This window comes from Pseudomonas sp. O230 (assembly GCF_045447035.1).
Taxonomy (GTDB): Bacteria; Pseudomonadota; Gammaproteobacteria; order Pseudomonadales; family Pseudomonadaceae; genus Aquipseudomonas.
Genome location: NZ_JBJGXN010000003.1, coordinates 424,805 through 437,404 on the forward strand (window position 1 = coordinate 424,805; position 12,600 = coordinate 437,404).

Sequence of the window (12,600 nt, forward strand, 5' to 3'; positions counted from 1 at the left end):
CGACGGCGAGTCACTCAAAGCGAGGTCGAACGTGATGGATCGGGCCTAGTCGAGGAAGGCATTGGCTTGCCGAACGAAATCGTCGGCGTATTGGAATAATGCTCCGTGCCCCGAGTTTGGATAGATGAGCAACCTGGCGTTCGGAATATGCTGTTGCAGCGTGTAGGAGTTCTCGGTGGGTACCATCACGTCCTTGCTGCCGTTGACCACCAGGGTTGGCTGGGTGATTTTGCTCAATTGCGAAAAAGTGCCGTCACCGGGAATGCCCCACTTGCCCAGTGCCGCGCCTTGGGCCGCGATCACCTTCATCGAGTTCAGCTTGTCGAGGCCTTCCTTGCGCTGGTGGCGTCTTTCCCAGAACTCCCCGGCCGCCTGTTGACTGGACGGCGACGGATCGAAGAACAGGTAAGCGGTTTCTTCTTCCGTAGCGATCGACTCGCGCAGCGCGATCTCGGGAACCCGTGGATCATGTCCCGAGGTCCCGCCGCGCGGCGACGTTCCCGCGAGGATCATTCGGCGGACCAGTTGCGGATGGCGCAAAGCAACTTCCTGCGCCACCATGCCGCCGATGGAAAAGCCCAGCACGTCGACTTGCTTCAACCCGCGGGCGCGGGCGAAGGCGGCAACGTGGTCGGCCATGCCTTCGAACGAATCGGGTGTTTCACCGCTGCTCAGGCCGACACCTGCATTGTCGAACAAGTAGACCGGTCGCTGCTTTGCCAGGCCATCGGTCACTGCCGGATCCCAGTAATCCATGTTGCCGCGAAAGTGCTGCAGCAAGATAACCGGAACGCCCGTTTGCGCCCCGAAGTGGCGGTAGGCATACCGCACGCCGTCAGCCTCGACGAATTGGTTGGGCGCGCTGTTATGCGTGAGAGCCGGCGCCGCAATGGCGCCGCTGACTGCGAAGGCGAAGACAGCCCCGAGGGCCAGCCGTTGGAAGAGGTGCATGGGTGTGCTCCTTACGCGCCGGTTTCGGGATTGAGGTAAGCCGCTTGCCCAGTAGACAGGCTGGCTTTGATGGCGCGTGTACCTGCGTCCGCGAGCACTTCTTTCAAGCCCGCTTCCACCCCGTCCAGGGACTGGATCACGACGTCGGAAGGCTGGACTTTCGGCACGTCAAAACCGTGGGTCAGGTCGGTGTCGATGAAGCCCACATGCAGGCCTTGCACGCTGGTGCCCTGGCCATGGAGTTCGATCCGCAACGAGTTGGTGAAGCTCCACGCTGCCGCTTTCGAGGCTGCGTAGGCAGACAGGAAAGGCGCAGCAACCCAGGTCGCATCCGACAGCACGTTGATGATCGCTCCGCCGCCGTTGGCTTTAAGTACGGGGGCGAAGGCCAGGCTTACGTGCATGACGCCGTAGTAGTTGGTTTCGAATATTTCGCGAGCGGCTTCGACCAGGCCAGGTTCGAGCATGGATGGCAGCACGCGGGCGATGCCTGCGTTGTTGACCAGCAGCGTCACGTCGCCAGCCTGGGCCACCGCGGCGGCGACCGAGGCCGGGTCGCTGACGTCAAGGCGAATGGCGATCACCCCTGGAATGTCGACGCCTTCAGGGTTGCGCACCCCTGCGTAGACCTTGCTCGCACCCCGAGCCACGAGTTCTTTTGCGAACGCAAGGCCAAGACCACGGTTGGCGCCGGTAACGAATGCTACGGAGTTTTTGATGTTCATGATGGTGTGCTCTGGTTGGGTGAGCGACTCACGCTCTATTTAAGATTGCGGTCGCAATCATTGAATTTATAGTGGTACTCGCAATTATTAATGTCAAGAGAAATATTCGATCCAGAATCAACACCAGAAAATTAGGGTTGACCGTTCATTGTGAGTGCAATCATAGTGTGCAGGAATGAGCGCGGAGGAGCCTTACTATGAAAATCTCGAAAGAAAAAGCCGAAGCAAATCGGGCCGCACTGATAGAGACGGCAAGCCGCCTGTTTCAACAGAAGGGGATCGACGGGGTGGGCGTGGCCGAAATCAGCAAGTCGGCCGGCTTGACCCACGGCGCGCTGTACGCGCACTTCCCGTCCAAGGAAGTGCTGGCCGCCGAGGCGCTGGCGTGGAGCCTGCAGCAGGGCAATGCCAAGCTCTACATGGGCACGGTCGATGGTGAGCCAGACCTGGATCGTTTCCTGTCCGACTACCTGTCAGTCGACAAGCGCGACGACTACGCCGATCACTGCGCAATGGCCGCGTCCGCCAGCGAAATCGGCCGTCAGGACACTGCGACCAGCGCAACGTTTACCGAGGGTTACATGGTGCTGGTGCGGGCTTTTGAGCGCCGGGTCGCGGCCAATAACCCCAGCGTCGACGCGCTTGCCACCGCCATGGGCATCGTTGCGGCAATGATTGGCGCCCTTTCGGTTGCGCGCGCCACGGCGAAGGCCAGGCCGGAGGTGTCGGCCCAGGTGCTGCAAGGCGTGCGTCTGATGATCGATGCCGCGCTGGGTAAAGCGGTCTAGCCTGAGCGGTTCGCGTCAACAGGCAATGCGTCGTCTGGTGTTCTGCGAGGGTAGTTTTTTTGCAGCCACGCAGCCGGCCATGCAGAGCGTTTTGCCCACGTCCGTCGAGGGGGCTCACCGCCGCGGTTCGGCCACCAACAACAACGACTGCGGCACAGGACTTTGCGGGTGTTGTGGCTCCTGCAGGCTGGTCAGCTGAAAACCAGCCATGTCCAGCGCGTTGAGCCAACTGGACAAGGTGCGGAAGTACCACGGCATGGGCTGCCACTGTCCCTTGAACCCGGTGAAAGTCTCTTGCCGCCAGCCATCCTGATAATCGCCCGCCGCGGCGCTCCAGGGATGCAGCGTCTGGATCACCAGCGCACCGCCGGGGGCGAGCAGGGCGTTCATGGCGGCGAGCAGCGGGATGATGTCCTGGTGCAGCAGGGCGAAGTTGGCGCAGATCAGCTCGTAGTCGCTGCCGATGTCCACTTTCGCGTCCACCAACTGCTCATAGTTCGCCAGATGCACGGGCGAAGAGCCCGCTTTCCGCGCCGCCTCGACCAACGTTGCATCGCCATCCACACCGACCACATTGATCGCCCGTTCAGCGAGCGCGCGCAACAGCCAGCCCTCGCCACATCCGAGGTCGAGCACGCGCTCGGGACGACGGCTTGCCACCGCCAGCAGGATGGCCTGGTCGGTGACCTTGAGGCGGCTTTCGATGGCGCCGGTGCGGATCGCGTCGATCCAGGATTGGGCGTTGTGGTGCCAGCTTTCGAGGAGGGTCGATTCGGGGGCGGGCATGGCGATGTCCGGAGTTGTGGGTTGGAGAGAAGGATAGGGCATGTACGTGTGGAGTGGGCCCTGTCAGTGACACGGCATTAGTTTCTGCATTTGGGTTCATTTGCCGGGATGGCTCTTTTGAATCCGCGCCGGTTCAAAAAAGAAGAAATCCTGGCGTCATGAAATATACCGCGACGCTGCCCATACGCCGCTTGCAAAGTCCCTGCCTTGATCTTTAATGGTTACTGATGGGAACGCGTGACCTCATAAAATATTTCTTGAATTTCAAGGGTTAAGTACGTTTTTAAAGTCCCGCCTGGATCTTGTTCTGATCTCACGACAGATCACTCAAAGGATGACGAAGAAATGAAAGAGCATCTGGCGGCCGTTATCCGAAAACTGATTTCTCCTTCATTGCGCTATGAAATCAGAAACGCGGCGACCTGGTGGCGGGACATCCTGGGGCGTGCGTGTTTCTGGCGGTGGGAGATTGCCCGGTTCAGGCTGCACAAGGACAGTCCTTACGAATTCCTCTACATCGGCAGGAAAAAGCAGCGGGAGATGGCCAAGCTGCTCATCGGCGGCAAGTCCCAGGGGCAGTCCGATGCGGCCGACGGTGAACCCGAGCCTGCAGCGTCGAATCATGTGGTGGTGGTCAGTGAAGCGCCGTCCCCGGGGGCTTTGAATGTGCCCCTTTACCTCAGTGCCGTGGTACCGCTGGGGCGTTCCATCGACGAAATCACCGCAAAGTACGATAGCGAGTTGCGTCGAAACATCCGCAAGAACCGACCGCGCTACCGGATGGTCCAGGCGCTGCGGGATGAGGACATTGACAAGGCAGACAAGGAAATGCTTCGACCTTACGCCGAAGCAAGGCAGGGCATCCATGCTGCGCAATTTCCGTTTCAGGAGGTCTTGAGAATCGCCAAGACCGTCGGCCGGCTCGACTTGATCATGCTGGAAGACGAGGTGGTTGCCTGCCATCTGGGTTGCGTCATCACTCGGGGCGGAAAACGCTACTGGAGCACGCTACGTTTTGGATACATCGAGGCGATTTTTTCGGATGCGAAAAAACTGCGCGACGTTAACTCGATTACCACCTTCATGGCACTTGAATGGGCCATCGAAAATGGCTTCGATTATTACGACATCGGTCTTTGCGTGGCACGCCCGGATGATGGCCTTCTGAAATGGAAAAGACGGCGCGGCGGCGATATCGATTCCTTGGGAAATCACGCTTACATGTTCGTCCGGCTGCCCAAGACCGGGAGAGCCAGATTCCTCTGGGACACGCCGCTGTTTGCAGTCGAAGGCAAGGAAATAACCCTGCACCTTGGCTTGCCGGACGGGCCAAGCGATGAGGAGATCGCCAGTCGTTATCACGAAATGGTATTTGGCGGGCTGCACAAGATTTATCTCTACTGCGCCAAGAGCTCGGGCGAACAGTTCCTCTATACCTTGCGCAGTCGCTACGCCAATTTACAGACCCCACCCAAAATGGAACGGATTCTTTCCAGCTGAGCCATTTCCAGGACTGAATACTTATAGCGCTCGCACCTGACTATTGACCCTGCCCCGCAGGGAGGACTTTTCATGGAAAGCGATGTCTCGCCAATCAGCACGTTGACCGCTGGCAATCGAAAAAAATGGACCCTGGCCGCCTACAGGAATATGGCGAGAAAAAGGCTCTCGCACAAAGCGGATATCAACTTGAAAAGCGTCGCGCTGAAAAGTTGGGATATTGCTCCGGGAGAGACCTCGTATTCTCCGCCGGCGTTTTTCCTGCCTGGTCAAATGGACCGCGTGACAGGGTGGGAGGCGAAGCGCTTTTATCCTTTCGAGCATCCCTCGCGCACGATGCAAGGGTTGGGCAACGTAGAACAAGGCCCGACTCGTGGCTACTTGCTCAAGGACGTCTGGCTGATCGATGGCGCGCTCTACAAGGACCACGCCAGTCTGTGGCTGTCACTCAAGCCGGGGATGTTTCCACGCATTGTCGTGGACACCGAGATCGATCGCGCGGCCGTCTACTGCACGCAAAATGGCAATACCTGGTTTGGCACCTGGTTGATGGAGGACTGCCCGACCTATTCCCTGGCCTGCGATGAGGGCGTGCCGGTGACCATCGCACCCTCCGCGAGGTTTCCGTTGTTTACCCAGGCTCCCGCTTATGAAGACTGGTTCGACATGAAACCGGTGCGCTTGCACAGTGCGTTTTTTCGGGAGCTCGTGCTGTTCGACGACATGAGCAACAATCGAAACAGGCACCTGCGTTACCGGGCCATGGGTGAAAAACTGTTGTCGCACGTCAAGCATGACGCTCACCCGGGTGTCTTCATTCTCCGCGGTGGTGACGGTGACTTGCGCCTTTTGCGCAATGAACTCGAGGTCGCTGAACATCTGCGCAAGAGCAGGGGGTTTCGCATTCTCGATCCTTTGAAAACCGATGTCCCGACCATCGTGGCGACATGTGCCGGGGCGCGGACGGTGGTGGGGGTCGAAGGCAGTCAGCTGGTGCACGGTGTCAATGTGCTCCAGCCGGGTGGTTCGTTGCTGACACTGCAACCACCGAACCGTTTCGTCAGCTACTACAAGTACCTGACGGATCGCGACAGGCAGAATTTCGGTTTTGTGGTCGGAACGCCAGAGGGCGACGGCTTCAAAATCGACGTTCAAGAGGTCGAGCGCACGCTGGATTTGTTCCCGTCATGACGGCTTGAGGGAGCATCTGCAAAAGGCTTTCCGAACGGCTTTACCGCTGACCCCCAAGCACCGGCCGGAAAAAACTCCGTTCATAGCTGAGGATGAATTTTTTCTCTTCGGCGTACTTGAATGCCGCGAGGCAGTCCGGATCGTTCATGGAGTCCTGCCGATAGCGCTCGTACGCGGCAAGGCTGGCAAAGGTGAACATTGCCAACGCGATGTTGTTGGCGCCCTCGGACGGCAGGAAATAGCCGTGGTGCTGGCCGCCGAATTTTTCCACCAATGGAATCCACAACTTTGCGTAGTGTTCGAATGCGGGGATCTGGTACGGGTCCAGCACGTACTTCAGGTAACAAGTGATCATGTTTCGCTCTCTTCCAGGGGGCGGGTTAAACCATTCAAAGGGTGGGCGTGCGAGGCTCTTCGCGCTTCAGCCATTCGGCAGTTTCGCAGAACATCTGGCCGGCATGGGAGTATTCACTGAACCCTGTATCCCGTAAATCCGGGGCATCTGTGTCTATCGGCCGCATCGCGAGGTCGTTACGGTGGCGTCTCCACCGTATTCGATGAGGCAACAATGGATCTCAGCGCCATCCCTTTTGGTACGACCGACTGGTCGACCATCGAACCTGTAACCCATGCCGGCCAGACAGGAAACGCCTATTGGCGAACCTGTCAGTTTGGTTCGACGCGTGTGCGGATGGTTGAATACAGTCCCGGCTACCTCGCCGATCATTGGTGCTGGAGAGGACATATCCTGCTGTGCCTGGAGGGTGAGTTGCACACGGAACTGGAGGACGGCCGACCATTCACGCTGACGGCTGGCATGAGTTATCAAGTGGGCAACAATGCTGAAGGGCATCGGTCGTTCACCACCATCGGCGCGAAATTGTTCATTGTGGATTAAGGCGTCGGATTGAATTTCGTCACTGGCCGTCGTTCTTGGTATCTCTAATTGAGATAAGCCTCATCAGATTAATTCGCTTCTTGAGATATATCCCGCGCGCGTAGTGTTTGCCCTGTCTGAAGTAGAGAAGGGCGGATGATGAACAGGTTGAACACAACGATCACCCATGCGCAGCCCGCGTTGCGCCCAGCCAGCGCAGGCTGGGCAACAGTGGCAGGCTTTGCTGCAAGCCTGGTCGGCATCGGCCTTGCGCGGTTCGCTTATACGCCGCTGCTCCCGGCGATTATCGGCGCCCACTGGTTTGATCCGTCCAAGGCCGCTTACCTGGGCGCCGCCAACCTTGCCGGGTATCTGGGCGGCGCTATTTTCGGCCGTTCCCTGGCGGCGAAAATCTCAACGGTGTTCATGCTCAGAGCGATGATGCTGCTGGCCAGTGTGGCATTTTTCGCGTGCGCCTATCCCGTGTCGTTCGCGTGGTTCTTCGCGTGGCGATTCCTCTCCGGAACCGCCGGTGGCGCGCTGATGGTGTTGGCCGCTCCAACGGTTTTGGCCCATGTGCCGCCGTCCCGGCGTGGTTTGGTTGCCGGGGTGATTTTCATGGGCGTGGGTGTTGGCATTGCCCTGTCGGGAACGCTGGTGCCACTCTTGCTTCAACAGGGCCTAGGCGAAACGTGGCTCGGCCTTGGTGTGATATCCCTGCTGCTCACCGCCCTTGCCTGGCGGGGCTGGCCGAAGGAACACGCGCCAGCCACCGAAACCACGCACCACCCGCGCCCGGCACGCAACGGAACGCTCAAGGCGTTGTACGTTGAATACGCCCTCAACGCTGCCGGTTGGGTGCCGCACATGATTTTCCTGGTGGATTTCGTCGCTCGGGGCCGGGGCGAAGGTCTTCAGGTGGGGGCGCAGTACTGGGTTCTATTCGGCATTGGCGCGACCGTCGGACCGCTGCTGGCCGGTGCACTGGCGGACCGGATCGGTTTCGGGCGCGCGTTACGGCTGTCGTTCATCGTCGAGGCATTCGCGGTGATAGTCCCCGTCCTTGGGCTCGACGCCGGCTGGTTGATGGCCTCCAGCGTCATCGTCGGGGCGTTCGTGACCGGGACCGTGCCGCTGGTATTGGGTCGGCTCCATGAAATACTCGCCCACCATCCCGCCCAACAGCGTTCGGCCTGGCAAACAGCCACAGTGGGATTTGCCTTGTTTCAAGCGGTCGCCGCCTATGGCTTGTCGTTCCTGTTCTCTTACAGCGACGGCAACTACAGCTTGCTATTCATGATGGGGACTGCGGCCATGCTGCTTGCGTGGGTGATTGATGTGCTCGCAGGCGCGAAAAGCTCCAGCGCTTCCGGGAGCCTTTGACACCGTGAATTACTCCGATCGAAACGTGATGTATTGGCGGCGGAACCTGACCGTTTGTGTGTTCGGCTCGTTCACCACACTGGTCAGCCTGAGCATGCTGTTGCCCTTTTTACCGCTGTACGTTCAACAACTGGGCGTGACGTCGCAGGCGGACGTGGTGCAATTGGTCGGCCGTGGCCTTCGGCGCGACTTTTTTTGGCACGGCGATTACCGCTCCGTTGTGGGGACGCCTGGCCGACCGTTATGGCCGAAAACCGATGCTGGTCAGAGCGGCCATCGGGATGGCCGTTGTCATGTCCTTGATCGGGCTGGCCCGGGACGTTACCGACCTGGTTGCACTGCGCCTTATCGCCGGGCTCATCGGGGGCTACGCCTCGGCGTCCATCGTCATGATCGGGTCGCAGGTCCCGCGCGAAAAGGCGGGTTGGGCACTCGGCGTTTTGTCCACGGGGGCCTTGTCCGGCAACCTGATCGGGCCGCTGGTCGGTGGGTTTTTACCGGAGTTTGTCGGTATTCGCGGCACCTTCTTCGTCGGTGGAGGGATGATTGCGGTCGCCGCCCTGACCACCCTCCTGTTCGTTCGTGAGGATTTCGATCGGGCATCGGACGCCAGACAGCGCGACCGGAAAAACCGGCCTGAGGGTACCGGTTCGAAATGGCCGGTCATCGCTGCACTGCTCATGACCGCGATGATGGTGCTGCTCGCCAATATGTCGATCGAGCCGATCATCACCGTCTACATCGGCGACCTCGGTGTACCGGTCGATCATCAGGCGCGGATTGCCGGCGTGGTCATGGCCTGTTCCGCGTTGGGCAGCATCCTGACGGCCGCCAGGCTGGGGGCATTGGCCGACCGGGTCGGAGGCTGGAGCGTGATTGTCGGTTGTCTGTTGTTGACGGCCGTGGTCATGGTGCCCCAGGCGTTCGTCACGCAATGGTGGCAACTGGCGGTATTGCGCGGTGTCATGGGCATGACCATTGCCGGGCTCCTGCCGGCGATTGCCAAGCTGATCCGGCATTCGGTCGAAGAGCACAACACCGGCAAGATTCTCGGTTACCTGCAATCGGCGCAGTTCTCCGGTCAGGTGATCGGTCCATTGATTGGCGGCCAGATGGGTGCCCATCTCGGTTTACATCATGTGTTCCTGGTGACGGCGGCGTTGCTGGTGTTATGCGCTGGAATGAACGGCTGGGTGAGGCATCGCTACCTGGGCGACACCGTCCAGACGAACGCTGTCCAGAAAGGTGGATAACGCGCTGGAAAAATAGCCATCAAGGCGCCTGACAAACACCGTCTCTACGTCGGCGATTTCTGGCGCGAGCTCGTGCACGTTGACCAACCCTTCGCGCAACGCGCTCGCCACAACGCCCTTGGGCAACAGCGTGACCCCGACGCCGGCGGAGACACAGGCAATGATCGCCTCGATCGAGCCAAACTCAAGCGGCTCAGGCGCCAGGATGCCGAGGTTGGCCAACAGGGAATCGAGGCGCTGGCGGTAGGAGCAGCCGATGCGAAAGACCACCGTTTTCAAATTGTCGACGGTGGCGAGCGCGTCCAGCGTGTCAATGGCGCAGGACGTGACCAGCACGAGTTCTTCGCGGAAGGCTTGTTCACTGAGCAATTCCGGGTGATTGACCGGGCCCACGACAAACGCCCCTTCGAGCTTACAGTCGATGACGCCCTGGATCAGGCTGCAGGTGGTGCCGGTACGAATCACCGGGCGCACCTCAGGGTAAGCCTTGGCAAACTTGGCGATCAGCCGTGGAAGACGCAGTGCCAGTGTCGTCTCGAGCGTGCCGATCTCAAACACACCTTTTGGATGCCCGTCGTCGCGCGCAGCGCAGGACGCATCGGACAAGAGCCTGGACAGTCGGGCGGCGAAGGGCAAAATCCTCCGTCCTGCCGGTGTGACCTGAACGCCTCTGGCGCTGCGTTGAAACAGCGCCACCCCGAGTTCGTTTTCCAGCGCTCGAATCCGCGCAGAAACATTGGACTGCACGGTGTTCAGTTCGCTGGCAGCCTTGTTCATGCTGCCGTGGCGCGCCACCGCATCGACCACCTTCAGATCCGTGACATCCATCGCATTCACCTATCTCGAAAACCAATAACCCAGTGCAAAAAGTCTGCGTTCAAGAGATTAGGTTTCGTGCGTGGCAAAGGCAAGCAACGCCCGACATTGAGGATGAATGAATTCATCAAAAAAGATCATACGCATCATTAATGATCGTTTTACATGATCTTTGGTCGGGCATAGGTTGAGGGTGCAAATACACCGCAGCCAGTGGCAAATCGAGTCTTCGAATTTGAGGCTGTGGAACAACAATAACTGTCCACTGCAACACGGAGTCAACGTGAATCATGCATCCGAGTCAGCCAGAATTCGCAACCATCCCCGGTATCAGGATTTGGTATCACGGCAGCGAAGATTCGTCGCTTGCCTTACTGCCGCCACCCTTGTCCCGTACTTCACGTTCATCCTCGTCGCGGCGTTCGCGCCCCACGTTCTAGCGCAGAAACTCTCCGCGACCAGCATCATCAACATCGGTTGGCCGCTGGGCGTCGCCTTCATCGTCGGGGCCTGGTTGTTTACCGGCCTGTACATCGTGCGCGCCAATGGCGAGTTCGATGACCTCACCGCAGAAATTCGCGAGGGGGCCATCGTATGAAACCCATTCTTCGCTACCTCATTGCTCCTGCTTTGCTGGGCGCGGTCGCCACGTGTGCCTCGGCTGCCGACGTCTTGCAGGCAGTGGAAAAACAGCCGCTGAACATCACCGCTATCGCGATGTTTCTGGTCTTCGTACTGACGACGTTGGGCATCACCTATTGGGCCGCCTCCAAGACCAAATCGATGGACGATTTCTACACTGCCGGCGGCGGCATCACCGGTTTCCAGAACGGTTTGGCGCTGGCGGGGGACTACATGTCGGCGGCGGCATTGCTGGGTGTCACCAGCATGATTTTCTTCAACGGCTTCGATGGCGTGCTCTATTCGATCAGCTTCTTCGTCGCCTGGCCGTTGCTGTTGTTCCTGTTTGCCGAGCGTATCCGCAATCTGGGGCGCATCACCATCTCGGACATCGCGTCGTTCCGACTCGATCAAAACCGGATTCGCACCATGACCGCGTTCGGTTCGTTGACCGTGGTCTGTTTTTATCTGGTGGTGCAGATGGTCGGGGCAGGGCAGTTGATTCAGCTGCTGTTCGGTCTTCCCTACAACTATGCGGTGATCGCTGTCGGTCTGTTGATGGCGATCTACGTCACGTTTGGCGGGATGGTCGCCACCACGTGGGTGCAGATCATCAAGGCAGGATTGCTGCTGGTGGGCGGAACCTTGCTGGCCGTGTTGGCGTTGAGCAAGTTCGGTTTTTCTTTCGAACTGCTGTTCGAGAAAGCGGTTGCCGCGCATCACGATGGCGAACGGATCCTGCTGCCCAGCAAACTGGTGGCCGACCCCTTGGCGCTGATCTCGCTGTCATTGGGGCTGGTCTTCGGTACCGCAGGATTGCCGCATATCCTCATGCGCTTTTTTACCGTGCCGGACGCCAAGCAAGCGCGCAAATCGGTATTCGTCGCGACGGGGTTCATCGGCTTCTTCTACCTGATCGTTGCGATATTGGGCTTGGCAGCCATCGTGATTGTCGGGCAAGACCCTGCTTTCTATGAGTCCGGCATTGTCGGTGGAAAGCTCATCGGCGGCGGGAACATGCCGGTGATGCATCTGGCAAAAGCCGTCGGCGGCGACCTGCTCCTGGGCTTCATCTCTGCCGTCGCGTTTGCCACGATCCTGGCCGTGGTTTCCGGGCTCACCATGGCGGGGACCTCGGCGATTTCACATGACCTCTATGTCCGGGTCTTCCGCAAAAACCGCGCAGAGGCGAAAGACGAACGGCGTGTGTCGAAGATCGCCTCGGTCGGCATCGGCATCGTTGCGGTGGTGCTGGGCATTTTGTTCAAGGATCAGAACATCGCCTTCCTGGTCGCGCTGACCTTTGGCGTGGCGGCCTCGGTCAACTTCCCGATCCTGGTGCTTTCGATGTACTGGAAGGGGCTGACCACGCGCGGGGCGTTGATCGGTGGCATCGCCGGGCTGGTGAGTTCGGTCAGCCTGGTGATTCTCTCGCCGGCGGTGTGGGTCAAAGTGCTGGGCAATACCGACGCGATCTTCCCCTTCGACTACCCGGCAATCATCTCGATGAACGTGGCGTTCCTGTTTACCTGGCTCGGCTCGGTCACCGACCGCAGTCGCGGGGCAGCGCTTGAACGCGAGCGTTTCGATGATCAGCTCATTCGCGCCCGAACGGGCCTTGGCGCATCGCAAGCGGTCAGCCACTAAGACGCGTCACACCTTCATCGCGATGAAGGTGTGCCCGTCACTTCTCTACCCTGATGTGCGCT

At 59.3% G+C, this 12,600-nt stretch carries 12 protein-coding genes and 1 pseudogene; 8 read left to right on the plus strand and 5 right to left on the minus strand.

Annotation, left to right across the window (positions count from 1 at the left end):
• Nucleotides 1-45: 45 nt before the first annotated feature.
• Nucleotides 46-951 carry an alpha/beta fold hydrolase gene (locus tag ACI77H_RS08345; protein WP_407011429.1) on the minus strand — a complete coding sequence of 302 codons (906 nt, stop codon included), beginning with the start codon at nucleotides 949-951 and terminating at the stop codon, nucleotides 46-48.
• Nucleotides 952-962: 11 nt separating this feature from the next.
• Nucleotides 963-1,676, minus strand: a complete 714-nt coding sequence (locus ACI77H_RS08350) for an SDR family oxidoreductase (protein WP_407011430.1) — start codon at nucleotides 1,674-1,676, stop codon at nucleotides 963-965.
• A 197-nt stretch (nucleotides 1,677-1,873) separates the two neighbouring features.
• Between ACI77H_RS08350 and ACI77H_RS08355 the strand changes: the two genes are divergently transcribed.
• On the plus strand, nucleotides 1,874-2,464 hold the full coding sequence (locus ACI77H_RS08355; RefSeq protein ID WP_407011431.1) for a TetR/AcrR family transcriptional regulator: 591 nt from the start codon (nucleotides 1,874-1,876) through the stop codon (nucleotides 2,462-2,464).
• A 114-nt stretch (nucleotides 2,465-2,578) separates the two neighbouring features.
• Here ACI77H_RS08355 and ACI77H_RS08360 read toward each other — a convergent pair whose 3' ends face one another.
• The gene (locus ACI77H_RS08360; protein WP_407011432.1) at nucleotides 2,579-3,250 is read right to left on the minus strand and encodes a class I SAM-dependent methyltransferase; all 672 of its coding nucleotides are present in this window, start codon (nucleotides 3,248-3,250) and stop codon (nucleotides 2,579-2,581) included.
• A gap of 345 nt (nucleotides 3,251-3,595) precedes the next feature.
• Here ACI77H_RS08360 and ACI77H_RS08365 point away from each other — a divergent pair, with 345 nt between their 5' ends.
• Together ACI77H_RS08365 and ACI77H_RS08370 are read left to right on the plus strand one after the other, a co-directional pair.
• Nucleotides 3,596-4,750 (plus strand): hypothetical protein, encoded by a 1,155-nt coding sequence (locus ACI77H_RS08365; RefSeq protein WP_407011433.1) that lies wholly within the window; start codon nucleotides 3,596-3,598, stop codon nucleotides 4,748-4,750.
• Between the two features lie 72 nt (nucleotides 4,751-4,822).
• Nucleotides 4,823-5,941 carry a glycosyltransferase 61 family protein gene (locus ACI77H_RS08370; protein WP_407011434.1) on the plus strand — a complete coding sequence of 373 codons (1,119 nt, stop codon included), beginning with the start codon at nucleotides 4,823-4,825 and terminating at the stop codon, nucleotides 5,939-5,941.
• Nucleotides 5,942-5,981: 40 nt separating this feature from the next.
• Here the strand turns inward: ACI77H_RS08370 and ACI77H_RS08375 are convergent, their stop codons facing one another.
• Nucleotides 5,982-6,296, minus strand: coding sequence for an NIPSNAP family protein (locus ACI77H_RS08375; protein ID WP_407011435.1), 315 nt, complete (start codon nucleotides 6,294-6,296; stop codon nucleotides 5,982-5,984).
• Nucleotides 6,297-6,509: 213 nt separating this feature from the next.
• On the opposite strand from ACI77H_RS08375, the gene ACI77H_RS08380 reads away from it, so the two are divergent.
• From ACI77H_RS08380 to ACI77H_RS08390, 3 genes and pseudogenes are all read left to right on the plus strand, one after another.
• Nucleotides 6,510-6,839: a DHCW motif cupin fold protein gene (locus tag ACI77H_RS08380; protein WP_407011436.1), complete on the plus strand. Its 330-nt coding sequence runs from the start codon at nucleotides 6,510-6,512 to the stop codon at nucleotides 6,837-6,839.
• Nucleotides 6,840-6,974: 135 nt separating this feature from the next.
• Nucleotides 6,975-8,201, plus strand: coding sequence for a YbfB/YjiJ family MFS transporter (locus tag ACI77H_RS08385; protein ID WP_407011437.1), 1,227 nt, complete (start codon nucleotides 6,975-6,977; stop codon nucleotides 8,199-8,201).
• A 4-nt stretch (nucleotides 8,202-8,205) separates the two neighbouring features.
• Nucleotides 8,206-9,454 (plus strand): annotated as a pseudogene (locus ACI77H_RS08390) (MFS transporter).
• On the opposite strand, the gene ACI77H_RS08395 reads toward ACI77H_RS08390, so the two are convergent.
• A complete protein-coding gene (locus tag ACI77H_RS08395; protein ID WP_407011438.1) occupies nucleotides 9,371-10,282 on the minus strand; it encodes a LysR family transcriptional regulator in 912 nt (303 codons plus the stop codon). The pseudogene ACI77H_RS08390 and the gene ACI77H_RS08395 sit on opposite strands and share 84 nt — an antisense overlap.
• Before the next feature lie 271 nt (nucleotides 10,283-10,553).
• Here ACI77H_RS08395 and ACI77H_RS08400 point away from each other — a divergent pair, with 271 nt between their 5' ends.
• Nucleotides 10,554-10,868 carry a DUF485 domain-containing protein gene (locus ACI77H_RS08400; RefSeq protein WP_150631970.1) on the plus strand — a complete coding sequence of 105 codons (315 nt, stop codon included), beginning with the start codon at nucleotides 10,554-10,556 and terminating at the stop codon, nucleotides 10,866-10,868.
• On the plus strand, nucleotides 10,865-12,538 hold the full coding sequence (locus ACI77H_RS08405) for a cation acetate symporter (protein ID WP_407011439.1): 1,674 nt from the start codon (nucleotides 10,865-10,867) through the stop codon (nucleotides 12,536-12,538). The genes ACI77H_RS08400 and ACI77H_RS08405 overlap by 4 nt, the downstream gene beginning before the upstream one ends.
• Nucleotides 12,539-12,600 lie beyond the last annotated feature (62 nt).

What these genes read in the sequence shown, in the direction of transcription:
- ACI77H_RS08345 (WP_407011429.1), bottom strand. Translation starts at nt 951, where the DNA reads ATGCACCTCTTCCAACGGCTGGCCCTCGGGGCTGTCTTCGCCTTCGCA.
- ACI77H_RS08350 (WP_407011430.1), bottom strand. Translation starts at nt 1,676, where the DNA reads ATGAACATCAAAAACTCCGTAGCATTCGTTACCGGCGCCAACCGTGGT.
- ACI77H_RS08355 (WP_407011431.1), top strand. Translation starts at nt 1,874, where the DNA reads ATGAAAATCTCGAAAGAAAAAGCCGAAGCAAATCGGGCCGCACTGATA.
- ACI77H_RS08360 (WP_407011432.1), bottom strand. Translation starts at nt 3,250, where the DNA reads ATGCCCGCCCCCGAATCGACCCTCCTCGAAAGCTGGCACCACAACGCC.
- ACI77H_RS08365 (WP_407011433.1), top strand. Translation starts at nt 3,596, where the DNA reads ATGAAAGAGCATCTGGCGGCCGTTATCCGAAAACTGATTTCTCCTTCA.
- ACI77H_RS08370 (WP_407011434.1), top strand. Translation starts at nt 4,823, where the DNA reads ATGGAAAGCGATGTCTCGCCAATCAGCACGTTGACCGCTGGCAATCGA.
- ACI77H_RS08375 (WP_407011435.1), bottom strand. Translation starts at nt 6,296, where the DNA reads ATGATCACTTGTTACCTGAAGTACGTGCTGGACCCGTACCAGATCCCC.
- ACI77H_RS08380 (WP_407011436.1), top strand. Translation starts at nt 6,510, where the DNA reads ATGGATCTCAGCGCCATCCCTTTTGGTACGACCGACTGGTCGACCATC.
- ACI77H_RS08385 (WP_407011437.1), top strand. Translation starts at nt 6,975, where the DNA reads ATGATGAACAGGTTGAACACAACGATCACCCATGCGCAGCCCGCGTTG.
- ACI77H_RS08395 (WP_407011438.1), bottom strand. Translation starts at nt 10,282, where the DNA reads ATGGATGTCACGGATCTGAAGGTGGTCGATGCGGTGGCGCGCCACGGC.
- ACI77H_RS08405 (WP_407011439.1), top strand. Translation starts at nt 10,865, where the DNA reads ATGAAACCCATTCTTCGCTACCTCATTGCTCCTGCTTTGCTGGGCGCG.